The 15553-nt window shown below is 58.8% G+C and carries 13 protein-coding genes; 3 read left to right on the top strand and 10 right to left on the bottom strand.

The window, feature by feature from the left end; genetic code table 11:
• Nucleotides 1–170 precede the first annotated feature (170 nt).
• The 8 genes from RMO15_RS06170 to RMO15_RS06135 form a co-directional block, all read right to left on the bottom strand.
• Nucleotides 171–593 carry a hypothetical protein gene (locus RMO15_RS06170; RefSeq protein WP_309709297.1) on the bottom strand — a complete coding sequence of 141 codons (423 nt, stop codon included), beginning with the start codon at nucleotides 591–593 and terminating at the stop codon, nucleotides 171–173.
• Between the two features lie 87 nt (nucleotides 594–680).
• A complete protein-coding gene (locus RMO15_RS06165) occupies nucleotides 681–3692 on the bottom strand; it encodes an ankyrin repeat domain-containing protein (protein ID WP_309709295.1) in 3012 nt (1003 codons plus the stop codon).
• Nucleotides 3682–4233 (bottom strand): sigma-70 family RNA polymerase sigma factor, encoded by a 552-nt coding sequence (locus tag RMO15_RS06160; protein ID WP_309709291.1) that lies wholly within the window; start codon nucleotides 4231–4233, stop codon nucleotides 3682–3684. Before RMO15_RS06160 ends, RMO15_RS06165 begins: the two co-directional genes overlap by 11 nt.
• 257 nt (nucleotides 4234–4490) lie before the next feature.
• A complete protein-coding gene (locus RMO15_RS06155; RefSeq protein ID WP_309709290.1) occupies nucleotides 4491–6173 on the bottom strand; it encodes a hypothetical protein in 1683 nt (560 codons plus the stop codon).
• Nucleotides 6174–6267: 94 nt separating this feature from the next.
• Nucleotides 6268–7029, bottom strand: coding sequence for an ABC transporter ATP-binding protein (locus RMO15_RS06150; protein WP_309709287.1), 762 nt, complete (start codon nucleotides 7027–7029; stop codon nucleotides 6268–6270).
• Nucleotides 7030–7034: 5 nt separating this feature from the next.
• Nucleotides 7035–7883 (bottom strand): metallophosphoesterase, encoded by an 849-nt coding sequence (locus tag RMO15_RS06145; protein WP_309709284.1) that lies wholly within the window; start codon nucleotides 7881–7883, stop codon nucleotides 7035–7037.
• 27 nt (nucleotides 7884–7910) lie between these two features.
• Nucleotides 7911–10433, bottom strand: coding sequence for a diguanylate cyclase (locus tag RMO15_RS06140; protein ID WP_309709280.1), 2523 nt, complete (start codon nucleotides 10431–10433; stop codon nucleotides 7911–7913).
• Nucleotides 10434–10644: 211 nt separating this feature from the next.
• Nucleotides 10645–11520, bottom strand: coding sequence for an RsmB/NOP family class I SAM-dependent RNA methyltransferase (locus RMO15_RS06135; RefSeq protein ID WP_309709277.1), 876 nt, complete (start codon nucleotides 11518–11520; stop codon nucleotides 10645–10647).
• A 39-nt stretch (nucleotides 11521–11559) separates the two neighbouring features.
• Between RMO15_RS06135 and RMO15_RS06130 the strand changes: the two genes are divergently transcribed.
• Entirely contained in the window at nucleotides 11560–11694 is a 135-nt protein-coding gene (locus RMO15_RS06130; protein ID WP_309709274.1) for a hypothetical protein, read from the top strand.
• Here the strand turns inward: RMO15_RS06130 and RMO15_RS06125 are convergent.
• Nucleotides 11669–12904 carry an MFS transporter gene (locus RMO15_RS06125; protein ID WP_309709271.1) on the bottom strand — a complete coding sequence of 412 codons (1236 nt, stop codon included), beginning with the start codon at nucleotides 12902–12904 and terminating at the stop codon, nucleotides 11669–11671. The two genes, RMO15_RS06130 and RMO15_RS06125, sit on opposite strands and share 26 nt — an antisense overlap.
• Before the next feature lie 51 nt (nucleotides 12905–12955).
• Between RMO15_RS06125 and RMO15_RS06120 the strand changes: the two genes are divergently transcribed.
• The gene (locus RMO15_RS06120) at nucleotides 12956–13504 is read left to right on the top strand and encodes a hypothetical protein (RefSeq protein WP_309709269.1); all 549 of its coding nucleotides are present in this window, start codon (nucleotides 12956–12958) and stop codon (nucleotides 13502–13504) included.
• Here RMO15_RS06120 and RMO15_RS06115 read toward each other — a convergent pair.
• Nucleotides 13501–14862, bottom strand: a complete 1362-nt coding sequence (locus RMO15_RS06115; protein WP_309709267.1) for an HD domain-containing phosphohydrolase — start codon at nucleotides 14860–14862, stop codon at nucleotides 13501–13503. The genes RMO15_RS06120 and RMO15_RS06115 overlap by 4 nt on opposite strands.
• A 63-nt stretch (nucleotides 14863–14925) precedes the next feature.
• Here RMO15_RS06115 and RMO15_RS06110 point away from each other — a divergent pair, with 63 nt between their 5' ends.
• On the top strand, nucleotides 14926–15420 hold the full coding sequence (locus RMO15_RS06110) for an O-acetyl-ADP-ribose deacetylase (protein ID WP_309709265.1): 495 nt from the start codon (nucleotides 14926–14928) through the stop codon (nucleotides 15418–15420).
• Nucleotides 15421–15553: the final 133 nt, after the last annotated feature.

The raw sequence follows: 15553 nt of genomic DNA, 5'->3' as shown, positions 1-15553 counted from the left end.
CCGTCCCCACACCGCCCCAAAAAGTAAGCGTCGCGATCTGCGGGTTCTGCGTCTTTGCATGTTCAATTCGTGCCATGCTCTTAGTTTACCCACTTCCCGCTTACTATTGCGCGGCCTAGCAGGAAGAAGCGTCGGTGATGTCTGGGAGCGGCTGAAAGAGTGCTTTTGGACTACCGACCAGCCCCAAAAAGGAAGGGGGCGGGGGAAGCGTCGGTGATGTACTCCTTGAGTTCCACGGCGTAGGAAAAATACTCTCTTGACCCCTTGGGTATCAGGAGATCCACCGAGCAGCGCTCCGCCAGCTCCGAAGCGAGCTGGAACGAGACGTTCCAGACGCCCTTCTTGTTTTCTGTCGTCTGCAGCGTCGCATAGACCAGCGGGCTGTGGGAGACAGGGCGGGATTGGGAAGGGGGAAGGATAGGCCGAATGTTCATGGTCACTCGGCTCATGTCCTTCAGCTTTCCTTCACGGGGAATTTCCATCGAGACAAGCACCGCCTCGGGAGAAACACGATTCGCGACAAGCGTGTAGTTCAGCCCCTCTTTCGCCTGGGTCTGCTTCGTGACACGGATAACATATCCTAGTTTTTTCATCGTTTTATTTTCCTTTGGGACGAGGGGTTGAAAATCCCTCGCTAGAGGCGCTTCGCGCCGGACGTCCTGCCGGACGGAAGCCGTTTTTTATCTGCCTCCGAGAAGTTGCTCCACTCGTGCTCGGTCTGCTTCGGAGTCACGCTGGAGCTGTGCGGCTCCCTCGGGGGTGAGGAGACCCGGAGCCATGCCCCATGGCCAGGCGGCGATATAGTCGCGGGCGGTCTTGCCGTCTTTGTCCTTGCGCTTCGGGTCCGCGCCCTTCTTGAGCAGCGCCTCCACAAAATCGGGCAGGCCGCTTTTTGCTGCCCACATCAGCGGGGTTCGTCCCTGGTTGTCAGTGGCATTGGGGTTGGCCCCGGCACTCAGGAGCGCTTGTATGACGCCCCGTCGCCCTAGCCAGCGGTCGGCTTGGCGCGTCTGGGCTAGGAGCGGCGTCTCACCGTCGGCGTTTTTGGTCTCCGTGAGGGCTTTGTGCTTGAGAAGAAGCTCGGCGATCTCGGGTCGGTAGGTACGGTGCAGGCCCGTGTTGCCACTGGCATCGGCGACTCCGGCGGGGACGCCGCGCTCCAGGAGCGCCTTGACGGGCTCAATCGTCGGGCAGTACGCGGCCCACGTAACGCCATTGCCGCCCTTGGCTGCTTCGTCTGGCCCGCCAAACCACGACCACTGCACCAGCTGAATCACCGTCGCTTCCTCGCCACGCTGCGCCGCCGCTAGAAGTATCTCGTTGAACTCTGGGCTGATCAGAAGCTCGTAGCGCCCCTGGGCATTTTTTGCTGCGCGGAGCTGCCGCAGAAAGTCTTGGCCTTGTAATTGTCGGATAACTTCCACCTTCGTCTCGGGCGACTCCCCACCAAGGATTAGCCGGGGGCGAGTGCTTAAACGAGGTAGTTGTGGAGGCTCGATAGGCTTGAGCACCAGCGGTAGACCTATCTGAAAATCTTCTGTTTTCTCGACCGTTATGGTTGTCACTTTAAAGGCAGGGTACGCAAGATAGAGACTATTGTCACTCTTGCCACTGGCCTGGATAGACTTGCCCACAAACTCCGTGATCCCCTTCGCCTTCAGTGCCGCTACTACGCTGGGAGTGAGCTTGACTTGAGTATAGTCGCGTAGCTCGGGGTTCTTGAGAATCTCCTGCGTCAGACGAGCCTCCGTCGCGGAGTGCACACTGGTTTTGGGGATCAGCACCAGCGAACCATCCTCTTCAGGATTGACCAACACCACCGTAAAGCTCGCCATTGGAGGCTGAGTAACAGAAAGATCCTCAGTTTTCTCCACGGTGACAGTCGTCACTTCAAAGGCAGGACGAGTGAGATTGAGAACGCTCTCGCTCTTGCCACTCGCCTGAATAGACCTGCCTACAAACTCCGTGATTCCTTTGGCTTTGAGTGCGGCCACTGTCGAAGGCGTGAGCCTGATCTGAGTGTAGTCACGGAGCTTGGGGTTCTTGAAGATCTCTTCCATCGGGCTGAGGCAGGGAGGCGGCAGGAGGAGCAGCGAGCCGTCCGTCTCGGTCGTGACAGAGGCCACCGTAAAGCTTGCATCCGGGGCGTTAATAGGTTTCTTAGAGAGTGTACTCAGAGAGAAGGTGAAGTTCAAAGGATCGTTGCTGCGGCTGAGTTCTATCCTACTGCGAGCGGTCTGTGGCTCAAGCGCGAGGCTCTGTTGGGTCTGAATGGCATGCAGGCTTAGCGTCTCCGGGTCACTCGGCAGGGTAATCACTACCCGTGGCGTTAGCCCAGAGAGTTCGGGTTTCAGAACCACAGAGAGACCACGTGCTGCGGTGGCAGGTATTGCCTGCTTCTGAGCAACCAGATACTCCCCAAGCCGGAAGTTTTGTGGTTTGGGCGTGGGGGCGGTAACGGCAAGCTGGTAGTGGGCGGCATGTCGGCCCGTCACACCAAAGCCAAGCGAGACTTCCTGGCTATACTCGGCTTGAAGCGGTCTGACGGAGATTATCCTGGGCGATTTGAGAGGCGCTTGATCTGTGGAGAGGAGTGCGCCCTTCTCGTCGAAGAGTGCCCCGTGCACGGTGTAGCCTGCCGCATCGCCCAGTTTTACGGTGGAGACAGAGAGGTTCGCCGAGAGAGTCTTGTAGTAGTTGCTCTCATAGAACTGCGGCTCGTGAAGGGTTATCTGGCTTGTGGAAGACGGGAGCACGTCTCCCACAAGATGCCGAACGAGATAGCCTGCAACCACCATCTCCTCTTTGGGCGGAGTAGGCTTGGCAAAGAGCGCGAGTTGGTAGTGCTGCGCCGTCGGGGCGAGGCCGAGTTTTACCGTCGCTGTTCCGCCCGCGCCTGGTAGCTCGGTTTGCGCTGTAGAGACCAGCGTTCCCTTGGCATCGAAAGCAGCAACATAGACCAGATAAGCTTTGGGGAGCGCTCCCCGCTCTTTCGTATTGTTTGCGAGAACCAGTGTGCCCACGACAGTGCCATCGGGCCAGCGCATTAAGATTGTTTTGAGCAGGGGATTTTCAGAGGTCGGAGCATTGGGAAGCGGTGTCAGAGGCACTCCTTCAAATTCCGCCAACCGCTCCCCCATGGCAAACGCAAGCTGAGTTCCACGTGCGTTGGAGGAGGACGATAGCGCAGAGAGACCTCGGGCAGCCACACCGCCACGTGCCTGTCGCGAAAGAGGCTCCTCATTCTCCTGCACAACATGCTTTTGAAGCCCCAAAGTAGCAATCTCAGGTTCAGCAAGAAGTTTTTCTTGCGTCGGCATTGACTTTTCTTGCGTCGGCATTGACTTTTCTTGCGTCGGCATTGACTTTTCTTGCGTCGGCATTGACTTTTCTTGCGTCGGCATTGACTTTCCTTGCGTCGGCATTGACTTTCCTTGCGTCGGCATTGACTTTTCTTGCGTCGGCATTGACTTTCCTTGCGTTAGTGCAACAACTTTTTGTGGTTGTATGCTCATCTTTGGCAAGAGCAAGAACGCGACGGGCAATGTCGCGGCCAAGGCAAGGCTTCCGTAGGCATAAGGACGCAACGTGCGGCGTGATTTTTGGGGCGCTTGGGCCAGCGCACGCTCTGTCAAGACTCCCGACTCAGGCTGTGGCGTCTTGTGAATCTCTTCTGTCCATTTAGTTTCCATGACTGCTTTCCTCCCAACGAGCCAGCGCCTTTCGGGCACGATACAGCTCGTTTTCGACTTTCTTGGACGTGACACTCAGGCTACTGGCGATCTCGGCGATGCTCCAGCCCTCGACAGCTTGCAACACTAAACAACTGCGCTGAAGCTCGGTGAGGTGCGCCAGTGCTTCTTGCAGCAAAGCCCTCTCCAACACCGCGTCTTCTGGCCCCGCCACAGACAGTCCTGCATCGTCAAGCGAGGCACTTATGGGGCGACGCTTGGTGCAGACATTGCGTGCGATCCGCACCAGCCAGGTCGAGAGCTGGGCCTCGCCCCGGAACTTGGGGAGCGCCCGAATCGCCGCGAGAAGAGTCTCTTGTGCCGCGTCTTCCGCATCCGTACGATTTCCCAGAATTGCCAGACAGAGCCGGAAGATCAGTGGCTCGTGAGGCGTGAGCAGGCGACGAATCGCCTCTCTCTCTCCCGCACGCGCTTGGGTCAGCAAGTCACGCTCGGAAAGCGAAGTTGTTGTCGCGGGTCGCCGTAGCCACCAGAGTGTCATTGTCAGGATATTAGAGCACAGCTAACACACGAAACACTTACAAGGCTCAGATTTTTTCATTCTGTCATAAATCTCGTGATGGCAATTGTCTGGTTAGCGTGGACGGTGAACGTCCCGCTTTGGGGCGCTTTGCGCCGCCTCCTCGTCCCTCGTCGGTAAAATGGGGCCTCATCGGTAGAATTCCGCCGAAGGCGCGGCGCGAAGTGCCCTACAGCCCGACGATTTCCGTCGAGGCGATTTCCGGCAGAAGGCATTTTTTATCCCTCGGGGCGGGCGACGCGGGCGATGATCTCCGGCTCGCGCTCCAGTAGCCACGGCTCGGTGAGGCGCAGCGAGAGAAAGTACAGACCGACCGTGTAGAGAATGGCAAAGGGCACCGTGACCGAGAGCCAGGCATGCCCGATCCAGAAGTGCGGCACCAAGACGGCGGCCAGAACCGGCGCGTAGAGCACCAGCGCCGCCAGGCTGATTCCCAGGCTCAAAAATGCATAGCCCACTCCCCCGCTATTGCTCTGCCGCGCCTTCAGCCCCTGCGTGTTGACTCGGTAGGGAATCATCACCGAGACCGCATTGCCCACCGCCGCCAGAAGCACCGAGGCGCAGATCATCCAAGGCAGCAGCAACACCAGCATGTCGAGCCGCTTGAGCACCAGACAGAGCATCACCGTAGCCCCGATATTGAGCGGGAGAATCGCTGAGAGATTCGCTAGGTTCTTGCCAATCAGCAGCTCCCGACGGCGTGTGGGAAAGGCAAAGAGGAGTGTGGCCGCATTGGCTTCGGGGCCGAAGATATTGTAGGAGAGGATGCTCTGCTGAAAGAGCGTCAGGGAAGTTGCCAGCCAGAGGGCCCCGGTCGTGCGGGCCTCAGAGAACATCATACCATCGCCGCCCTTGCCCCGATTAAAGGACATAAACACCCCAAAGCCCAGCATGTAGACAAAGTTCATCGCCATGAGCCGGAAGTACGGGTCGCGGGTAAAGACACGCCACTCTTTCTGGAAGATTGCCCCGATGATCCCTCCTCCCCCGGCCCCTCCTCCCAATCCTGGGAGGAGGGGAGAGGGGGGAGATTTTCCCTCCTCCCGGGGTCGGGAGGAGGGATTAAGGGAGGAGGGCTTCGGGGCGGGGACGCCTACCGCATCGCCTTCGTAGGCTTTTCCCACCAGCCAGGCAGAGAGGGTGAACGTGGCAACCGTGACGAGCCCCAGCGCCCCGAGATAGGCAATCGCCAGCGGCCACATGCCCTTCATCCCCGCGCCCACGGCACGCGCCGCAAGCCCCGACGGCAGGAAGCTCACGGCCTCCCACGGCGTGCTGACCAGAAATGCCTTCCAGTTCACCTTGCCCGCGTCACGCCCGATATTCTGCATCCCAAGCTGCCAGATCATCCAAAAAAGCGGGACGATAATCAGGGCCATATCGCGCCACTTTCGGCTCTGCAGAACCCCCTGAAGCGCCAGGGTCACGGCTTGGCTCGCCGCCAGGGTCTGGAACAGAAAGAGCGGCATGGCAATCGTAGCGATCAGCGCTCCTGCCACGCCATGAAACGCCGCCCCTACGATCACCGCGACCAGTGTAGGCAGAAGAAGGATCGTCGTCAGATCCAGCAGGCACCCGGCAATCGCGCCTAGAAAAAGCTTGCGCACCGGTACCGGGTAGACAAAGAGCCGCGTGATGTCTTGCGCTTCATTGAGCTGAAAGCCCAAGAGCGGCCCAACCGTCCAGATGCCTGCCACTAAAAGAAGCGCCGCACGAAGCGTGTGCTCGCCTAAGTTGACATTGAGTTTAAAGAGCCCATAGCCCAGTGCGCCTGCCAGCGCCAGGGCATACGGTCCAAGAAAGACCAGGCCGATAATGGAGCCGATCAGCGTGCTACGGCTCCGGGTAAAGCCGCGCTGGGTAAGCTTCCAGCGCAGCCACATCAGCTGCCTTAGAGCCATGCGTCCGCCCCCCTAGCCCCCGCCGAGCGGGGGAAATATAAGGAATCATATTCAGATTTGTCCCCCCGCCGGGCGGGGGTTAGGGGGGAAGAAATCAGAGCCACTTCAGGCTCTCCGTGTTGGTGGCTTCGGCGGAGACGAGCTTGAGGAAGACATCCTCCAGAGCGCCATCTTCCCCCGCTTGCTCGCGCAGCTCTGCGATGGTGCCTTGACCGACCAGCTTTCCTTTTTGAATGATCGCGATCCGAGTACAGAGCCGCTCGACCACTTCCATCACGTGCGAGGTGAAAAAGATGGTCGTGCCATGATCGGTGAGAGCTTTTAAGACATCGCGGATCGCACGCACGGAGATGGGGTCAATACCGTTAAAAGGCTCATCGAGAAAGAGCACGCGAGGCCGGTGGATCAGCGCTGCCGCTAGCGCGACTTTCTTCTTCATGCCCATGGAGTAGTCCACGATCAGCTTGTCGGCATCGCCCGTCAGCTCCATCACGCCCAGCAAGTCCTGGGTGCGCTCCTGGGTCTCCGCGCGATTGAGGCCGTACATCTGACCGGCAAAGAGCAGCATCTCACGAGCCGTGAGGCGCTCATAGAGGCTGGTTTCCTCGGGGAGAATCCCGATCACGCGCTTGACTTCGAGCGGCTGGCTCGCCATGTCGTAGCCCGCCACGATCATCTGGCCGCTGGTGGGCCGGAGCATCCCCGTGAGCATCTTAATGGTCGTAGACTTTCCCGCACCATTGGGACCAAGAAACCCGTAGAACTCTCCCTCCGAAACGTCCAAATCAATCCCGTCCACGGCGCGCTGCTTACCGTAGTCTTTGACTAGGCCACGCGCTTGAATACTAAGCTGCATATCTCCTAGAGAGCCTCCGCAAAGGCAGTTGGTTGCAGGCGTTTTGTATGCGCAGGGTGAAGGGAATGCTTGCGGAAGCCCTCAAGCTCGATACTACCATCGTCGAAGATGCGCAAGAGGCTGTAGCCGCTGTTTTCGGGGCCGGTGCCCTCCACCATTGCCGCGAGTGTCAGATAGGGAATCCCATTGATCGTCGTCTGCGCATTGCTATGGCTATGCCCCATGAAGACCGCACTCACTTTCTTGCTCTGCTCTAAAATGCGACGGACTTCCGGGGCGCTTTTAATAGTGTAGTGGTTTTCCGGAGGTGTATCAAGGCGCTGGTGCACAAAGACAATCACCGGGCCTTTAGCCTTTTTCAAGTCCTCCTCTAGCCACATTCGCTGAACTAAGTGAATCTCGGTGTCATGCCACTTAAACGGTGCATCTCCGTAGGCCACGCCATCGGAGCGGAAGCAGGCATCCAGAAAAACCAGATGGACGCCTTGACGGTTGATGGAGTAAAACGAGCGCTTCTTGCCTCTTTTGTGCACCGTGGCGAGAAACTCTTGCTTTTTGAGGGTGGCGACGCAGTGATTGCCAAGAACATAGTGGCGCTCCGTGGCCATCCCCATAAAAACCTCGTCAATGCGCTTGAGAAACTCAAGCTCTGTGGCGGCATCGGCTTTCTCACCGGCATCAATCGTATCGCCAAGACTGACAGAAAGCGCGACTTTTCTCTCGCGAAGCACCCGCGCAGCTTCTTCCAGCTTGCTCAAAGACTCACGGTAGTAACGGTTGATCCGAGGCTTGGCATCGGCATAATGAATATCGGTAACCAACCCTAGGGTAAGCAGCAACTTTGGCGCATTCATGCGCATAGTTTACGTTATCTAAGGAAACTATGCCGCTTTTTTGCGTGATGAACTGCTTCGTGTGGTAGCAATCTTAGGTTGCTGGAGGGTTGGGGCTCCCGCCATCTGACGAAGCTTGCGCTCGGTCTTGTCCTGGTACATGCGCTGATCTGCCGCCGAGAGGAGGCTCGCACAGTCCATTCCATCTTTGGGGAAGCACGCGGAGCCGATACTCACCCCCAGTCGCAGTGCGCCGAGTAAGGGGTGCACCAGTCGGGTGTCGTAGGAGACAACGGCATCATGGATTCGTCGTGAGATCTCGTTGGCTTCGTCCTGCCCGGCATCTTCCACAATCACGAGAAACTCATCGCCGCCGTAGCGCGCGACCACATCACGTGGGCCGACGGTCTCACGGAGAATCTGTGCCAAGTCGCGCAGGACATCATCGCCACGTAGGTGCCCAAAGTTGTCGTTGACAGGCTTAAAGTGATCCAGATCCATACAGAGCACCGAGAATCGGCGAGCCTCTTCGCCTCCTTCACAGCGCTTCTCCACATACTGGGTTAAGAACCGCAGGTTGTAGAGCTCCGTGAGCGGGTCGGTGAAGGCATGGCTACGGGTTCGGTCGTACAGCAGACCGTTGTAGATCGCCATCGCGGCGCGCTCCGAGATCATCTCCAGTAGATGCTGATCGTGCTGCGAGAAAGCCACGGCGTGCTGGTGGTAGAGGTTGATGCTACCAAGGGCCTCTCCCTGGTGCACAATCGGGACAATCAGAGCCGAGTTGAGCGGTGCCCAAGGCACTTGAGTCTCGCTGGTGATCAGCAGATCATCGTGATCAAAGCCTCCCAGATAGGTCTCCCGCTGCTCAACGGTCTTGAGAGTAAGGCTACGCGCCCCGCTGGTCTGGCATTCCAGAAAGTGCTCGCGGTTGGTTCCGACAGCCGCACGTGCAACTAGTGTGTCGGGGTTGTCTTCGGACTTGAGTAAGAAGAGGCACGAGGTGCCGGGGAGAATCGCCTCCAGCTTGCGGGCAAGAATGTCCAGAGTCTCGGTGATTCCCATACTCGCCGAGAGCGTCTGTGCCACTTCGTAGAGTGCCCAGAGCTCCGACGAAGCACGGTGGATATCTCGGGCAGCTTCATCGGCTTTCGTCGCGTAGATCGGTGTCTCTTTGCGCGGAACTAGCGGCCCCTGTCCCTCTTTGGCCATCTCCTGCACGACGCCATCAATGACCTCCAGAAACGCCTGGGCGATCACGGGATCAAAGTGCGTCCCCGCGTCTTTTTGGATCACATGGATCGCCTTCTCATGCGTCCAAGCATTACGGTAAGAGCGGGTCGAGGTCAGTGCATCGTAGACATCAGCGACCGCGAGAATGCGCGCCGTGAAGGGAATGTTCTCCCCGGCCAGTCCTTCGGGATAACCGGTACCATCCCACTTCTCATGGTGGTACTTCACCACGGGCAACACGGGCCAGGGAAACTCCACCGGGTCAAGAATCGCGGCCCCGATCTCGGGGTGCTTCTTGATCTTGTCAAACTCTTCCGCCGTTAGTTTTCCGGGCTTGAGTAAGACATACTCAGGGACTCCAAGCTTACCAATATCGTGCAGCAGAGCTCCCGTTCGCAGCCCCTCCATGTCGTTTTCAGAGAGCCCCATGTGCTCCCCGACCGCCACGGCGTAGCGCTGGACACGCAAAATGTGCTGGTGGGTGTACTGATCTTTAGCGTCAATGGCGAGCGCAAGGCTCTTAATAGTCGCTAAGTAAAGCTCGGCTAGCTGCGCCTGGCTGGTCTGAAGCTCCTCGATGTGCTCCTGTTTCTCCCGAGCCCGCGCGGTGTAGGTTTCGTAGACGGTATAGGTCATGTAGCCGACAGGGGCCACAAAGACCACAATGGTTAGTGTCGCAACGTGGTTGCCCGTCAGCCCTAGCAAGAGAAGTGCTAAGCCACTGGCACTTGCTCCTGCCAGATAGCTAGGCAGTGTCCAAAGAAAGTTCTCTTTCCAGAGGGCGATAATTTTCTGTTTACTGGTAAGGGAAATGACGGTAGAAACGCCGCCCGTATTGACAGCATAGTAGACAATCGCACCGATAAGAACTGCAGGAAGATGCGCCACCGTCACTTTATCGGGAGATTCACCACGAAGCCACCCCGCGAATCCCACATCGCGCAAGAGGCTTAGAGCAAACCCCGAAGCAGTTGCCTCCACCGCCGAGAGAGCCACATTGAACATGCGCTGGTAGGTTGGCTGACGAAAGCAACCGACAAAGACATTGGCGCAGGCAGCCAGCACCGCAGCGGGCGGCCCAAAGTGAAGCATCGTGGCATAGATAATAGTGAAGCCAAGTGACATTGACCCCACATCATCAGTGGTCCGGCTACGCGTCAGGCGAATCTTCTTTGGCCCCACCATGCCAGCGAGCACGACAAAAATCGTCAAGTGCCCCCAGTTAAACTCAGAGTTGGTGATATGGCATAGCTGCCACAAGGCAAGCACGATCAACACTCCACCGAGCGTGTAGATTAGTTTAAGATAGTTTTGCGCGATCGTAGGTAGTGTGTTCATCGAAGACAACTAAGTTCTCTATCTCCGATTGTCGGCGATTACACGCGCCGTCTTAATACCTATTAAAAGATCCTATACAGACTGATCTGCCGCCGGTTGAAAACCGGCGTCTGCAATGGCACTGCGTGCCGCGAAGCCCGTGCCGGGCTGGGGAACAAAGTCGGTAGCCCGGCACGGGCTTTACAGCCGCAGGCTACCCAAACGCCCCATTTCATGGGGCGGAAATTGGAGACTGAAGCAAAGCCACAAATCCCCCTGCCCCGTACCCCGCATCGGGCCAGAGCCGGTAGCAAGGAAAATCGGCGTGAGGGGAGCGATGCGCGGCGTGTGTGGGGAGCTCCTGGACGGTCAGCTCTGGAAAACGAGCCAGTAGCCAAGCGATAACATCCTCGTTTTCCTCACGCGCATAGGTGCAAGTGGAGTAAAGGAGAAAGCCACCGGGGGCCAGTAGACGGACGGACTCTGCGAGGATGCGCTTTTGCCGGTTGGCGCAGGAGTTGACATTGACGGGATGAAACGCACCAGGGTTGTCTTGTCCGCGTGCCAGGAGCGACTGCCCGGAGCACGGCGCATCTACCAGCACAACACTTGCAAGTCCGGAAAGCTCCTCGGCGAGCTTAGACGGATCGGCGCAGCGCGTCTCCGCAGCGACTCCACAGCGACGTAAGTTCCCCGTAAGCGGCCCGAGACGCTTGCCAATCACTTCGTTGGCGATCAGGCGCTGCGGGGCGAGCGCACGGTACGCAAAGATCGCCTTCCCCCCCGGAGCGGCGCAGACATCCACCACCGTGCCACCTGTCGGCAGGCCACAGAGCGCACTGGCCTCAAACACCGACGATAAGTCCAGACAATAATAGGCTCCCTCGTTGTGGAGCGCGTGGCGACCGGGGCGCTCACCCTGCGCCATGGCTTCCACAAAGTCAGGCTGCCACGGCGCAGGCGGCAGAGCTGCAAAAGGATGCTCGTCGCCGTCGCGGAGCCAGAGCACCGAAGGCTGAGCGCTCTTGCCTGCCTCCAGTGCAGCAAGAAACGCCTCGGGATCGGGGGCGAGCTTTGCGGCCAGCTTGCGGGCGTACTTATTTATCATCTAACAGGAGAGTGTACCGTGCCACGATACACTAGGCGCATGCCTCCTCCGAAGAAGCCTAAGTTTGAAGTGACTCCCGTCGTGATGCTCGGCTGTGGTGTGGCGATGTTCGCCTGGATGTTTCTTATGGGCTTTATTATGCTGGGCCTCAAGATGAGTGCGGGCTCTCAGTAGGGCTACGCCGGATCAGCAATAGCGAGGGCACGCTGGCGAGCAGGCAGACAACCGCCAGGGCAGCGAACGCGCCGTTCCAGCCGAGCTGCACGGCCAGCCGGGCGACGGCTTCTCCGGCGAGAATAGCGCCGAGATAGCCCATGCCATCAATTATCCCATTTACACTGGCAGCCTGCTTGGGCTCCACTAAATCTAGCGCCGCCGCGCCCACGGTGTAGGCATACGGCCCACCTGCCACCAACCCCGAGAGCGCCACGAGCACCAGCGCAAGCGCCGGCGTCTTTGCCAGCAGAAACCCCGCCATCGAGAGCGCAGTGAGCAGCAGCCCCGCCAGCAAGAGCTTCTGCCGCCCGTGGCTCCCCGCCCTATCGCCCAGCGCCCCGAAGGCCACGGCGCTGAGTCCGCCCATCAGCGGGTAGAGCCCACTGGCCAGCGCTGCACGCCCCTGGCTCAGCCCGATTCCCGTAAAGTACACGGGCAACCAGTCCGAGAGCGTGACATTGACCAGCGTGAAGCCAAATGCCGCCACGCAGATGCACAGAAACGCGGGGCGGGCAAAAAGCGCTCGCAGGGCAAGCGGCTCAGACGCCTTTACCTCCGCTTGCTTCGGTTTCTCAGCAGGCCGCTCGCGAAGCAGCAGCGCACAGAGCACGAGAATAAGAATCAGTCCGCCTGCCGAGGCAAGATACACGCCGCGCCAGTCCCAGCCGACACCCAGAAGCCGCGCCTGACCTGCGCGGGCAAGCGCATCGCCAAAGAGCCAGGAGAGCGAGACAATGCCCATTGCCTTGCCATAGTTTCCTGCCGTGAACAAGCTCCCCACGATGCGCACCGCCGACGGCCACCCCACAGACTGAAAGAGGCGGTTCGCGATCCAGCAAACCCCAAAGAGCGAGAGGCTCCCACTCCAAGCAAATGCCGCCGTCGCCAGCGCTGCCCCGAGCCCTCCGAGAAGAAACGCGGGCACGCCGCCCAGCTTGTGCACCACCCGCCCCGCCAGAAACTTCCCACAGATCCCCGCCACCACCCCGATGGTCGCAATCCGTCCCAGCGCCACGGTTGCCGCCTCAGAAGCCATCCCCTGCCGCGCCAGCTCCGCCAGCTGCGAGGGCCGCCCGACGGAGAAGTTCGTGCGGCAAAAGTAATACGCGGTGTAGCCCAGAATCAGCAAAAGCGCCATCCGCCACGCCGGGCGCTCAGAGTTTGTCACGCAAGCATTGTACGCCATGGTTTATAATGCAAAAAAGAAAGGAGTTCATGGATGAGCCTTCATTTTGATGTTGTACACGGGCAGGTTCACCTGCCTAATGATCTGCTGATCGGACCGTCCCTCACACAGACCCATCTCTTGCGAGTCTGTACAGAGAAAGCCATTGCGATCCGTCCCTACACGATTCACTCTGCCCCCTATACCTGGTTCTCTGCCGACGGCGGCATACTAGATGAAGAGCCGCTTGGAGTAGAGCTACGCTTTTGGGACGACGTTCTCGTGAGCGCTGATCTGCACCTGGATCGTGGCGGTGAGAGCCTAGATTTTGTGCGCACCAAGCGGCGTCACGATGCGCTTCTCAAGGGCCACCTAGGCGAACCACACGAGCTCTGGGACGAGCGCCAAGACAATGCGCACTCCGTGCGTCTTTTCCCCGTCTATCGTTACTCCTGGGGCAAGATAACCTCACTCCAGGACGGCCCCGTTTTCATTCGCTTAGAGTATGCGGGGCGTCGAAAGGCAGCCGAGACGAAGTTTAATCGGGTCAATGTGCCCGAGCAGCTCTCCGCTGTTGAGCGCTTTCGTCAGGGCCGGTTTTAGGCGGCTTGTGCCAGGGTGATGGGAGAAAGAGACACGTGGTCGATAGCTTCCACACAGTCAGCGTCGAGGGTAACTCCCGCGTCTTTGTTAAGAAGGGTGAGGGCATTTTCTATCGGCATGGCCTCGCGGTAGGGCCGGGCGGCGGTGAGGGCATCGTAGATATCGGCGACGGCTAAGATGCGCATCTCCAGATCAAGTTTATCGCCGGTCAGCCCTAAGTGATACCCCGTACCATCGAGCTTCTCATGGTGCGCCGCCGCAATCTCGGTGATGCGCCCAAAGCCGGGAATCTGGCCTAAGATCACGGCGGTGTAGTATGGGTGCTTCTTGATAAGGGCAAACTCTTGGTCTGTGAGGCGAGCGGGCTTGTCGAGAATGAGATTTGGGATCGCCAGTTTCCCCAGGTTGTGCAGAAGGGCTGCGCGGCGTAGAGTAGCCCGGCGTAGCTCCCCGATTCCCAGGTGCTTGGCAATGCACTCGGCATACTCCGCCACCCGCGCCGAGTGCTCCCCCGTAAACGACGACTTGGCATCCACGATACGCGCAAAGGCAGTGCAGACACTGTCGAGGCTCGCCTCGGTAACTTGCCGGTGCAGGCGCTCACTGGTCTTGAGACGCAGAAGCATCTCGGGCTGGTTGCGCACGCCATCCCAAAAAATCGTGTCGCGGGAAAAGGCCTGTGCCGCTCTCACTAGCTCCGGGTCAAACCAGGTGCCCGAGCGCTGGGCCATCACTTTGTAGGCACGCGCCGTTCCGTAGGTCGTCGCATAAACCTCTAGTGTCTGGGCAAGGCAGGCAATCCGGCCAAAGAGAGGAATTTCATCGGCTTTACGATGGTAGGGAGCGCCTTGGCCGTCCCAGTGCTCATCAAGAGAGTGGATCGCCGCCGAGACATCGGGGCTGAGGCCGAGCAAGCTGGCAATCTCCGCGCCTCGTGTGCAGCGCGCCTCGGTCAGAACGTCCATCACCCGACCTGGCTGTCGGGCCAGCTCCCTAAGCTGAGTGACCCGCGCCACAAGTCCTTCTTGAGGAGCCGCATGTCGGAGCGCAAACTTTACCGCCTCGCTCATGCGCCGCCAGTCATGGATCTTCGCATCGTGCTTGGCAAGAACCTCGTTGCCCCCAAAAAGCGCAAACATCCGAGCAGCATTGCTGGAGCAGCCCGCATCTTTGAGTAGCAGCGCCAGATGCAGATTATCCCGTTCTTCTCCCGCAATTCCCAGCTCCCGCGCCAGCCGCAGCCCGATCAGGCAGGTACGAACCGCATGGCCCATCGGCTGACCTTCGGTAAGATCCAGCGCGTAGGAAAGTGCAGCCAGCAAGCTGACCAGAGAGAGAGGTTGTTCTGAGATTGTCATCGACTTCGTTTATATGCTCGGTAGACTCAGAATAACTTTGCACCTGATACAATAAGTGTAATCATGACATTAAAAACTTTACAGAGCGATATTACCAAGTTGGATGTAGACGCCATCGTGAACGCGGCGAACTCCTCGCTACTCGGCGGTGGCGGCGTGGACGGTGCGATTCACCGCGCCGCTGGCCCTGAGTTGCTTCACGAGTGTCGCCTCCTCGGAGGCTGCAAAACGGGCGAGGCCAAGCTCACCAAGGGCTACAACCTCCCGGCCCGCTTCATCATCCACACGGTCGGCCCCGTTTGGCGTGGTGGTGATAAAGGCGAGCCCGAAAAACTCGCCTCGTGCTACCGGCGTAGCTTAGAGCTCGCCACGGAGCACGGCCTGAAAACACTCGCCTTCCCCTGCATCAGTACCGGAATCTACGGCTACCCACCCGAGCAAGCCGCGCAAATCGCCGTGGCAACTGTCAGAGAGTTTGGGAGTGCCCTCGACGAAGTCATCTTCTGCTGCTACCACGCCTCGGATCTGGCGATCTATCAACCCTTTGCCGCCGATTGAAAGCGGCGGCAAAGGATTTATCAAACCTGTCCCCAAACCAAAAACACCCCCTCTCCCACCCGCGTAGCGGGCTTGTTATTGGGAGAGGGGGCTGGGGGGTGAGGGCCTAGATGCTGACTTCCTTGCCCTGCTC

The sequence above is a fragment of the Armatimonas sp. genome (assembly GCF_031410135.1).
Lineage (GTDB): Bacteria > Armatimonadota > Armatimonadia > Armatimonadales > Armatimonadaceae > Armatimonas.
Note: the sequence above shows the minus strand (reverse complement) of the source record. Positions and strands in the feature narration are given on the sequence as shown.

What these genes read in the sequence shown, in the direction of transcription:
- RMO15_RS06155 (WP_309709290.1), bottom strand. Translation starts at nt 6,173, where the DNA reads ATGGCTCTAAGGCAGCTGATGTGGCTGCGCTGGAAGCTTACCCAGCGC.
- RMO15_RS06145 (WP_309709284.1), bottom strand. Translation starts at nt 7,883, where the DNA reads ATGAATGCGCCAAAGTTGCTGCTTACCCTAGGGTTGGTTACCGATATT.
- RMO15_RS06110 (WP_309709265.1), top strand. Translation starts at nt 14,926, where the DNA reads ATGACATTAAAAACTTTACAGAGCGATATTACCAAGTTGGATGTAGAC.
- RMO15_RS06160 (WP_309709291.1), bottom strand. Translation starts at nt 4,233, where the DNA reads ATGACACTCTGGTGGCTACGGCGACCCGCGACAACAACTTCGCTTTCC.
- RMO15_RS06165 (WP_309709295.1), bottom strand. Translation starts at nt 3,692, where the DNA reads ATGGAAACTAAATGGACAGAAGAGATTCACAAGACGCCACAGCCTGAG.
- RMO15_RS06170 (WP_309709297.1), bottom strand. Translation starts at nt 593, where the DNA reads ATGAAAAAACTAGGATATGTTATCCGTGTCACGAAGCAGACCCAGGCG.
- RMO15_RS06150 (WP_309709287.1), bottom strand. Translation starts at nt 7,029, where the DNA reads ATGCAGCTTAGTATTCAAGCGCGTGGCCTAGTCAAAGACTACGGTAAG.
- RMO15_RS06140 (WP_309709280.1), bottom strand. Translation starts at nt 10,433, where the DNA reads ATGAACACACTACCTACGATCGCGCAAAACTATCTTAAACTAATCTAC.
- RMO15_RS06115 (WP_309709267.1), bottom strand. Translation starts at nt 14,862, where the DNA reads ATGACAATCTCAGAACAACCTCTCTCTCTGGTCAGCTTGCTGGCTGCA.
- RMO15_RS06120 (WP_309709269.1), top strand. Translation starts at nt 12,956, where the DNA reads ATGAGCCTTCATTTTGATGTTGTACACGGGCAGGTTCACCTGCCTAAT.
- RMO15_RS06130 (WP_309709274.1), top strand. Translation starts at nt 11,560, where the DNA reads ATGCCTCCTCCGAAGAAGCCTAAGTTTGAAGTGACTCCCGTCGTGATG.
- RMO15_RS06135 (WP_309709277.1), bottom strand. Translation starts at nt 11,520, where the DNA reads ATGATAAATAAGTACGCCCGCAAGCTGGCCGCAAAGCTCGCCCCCGAT.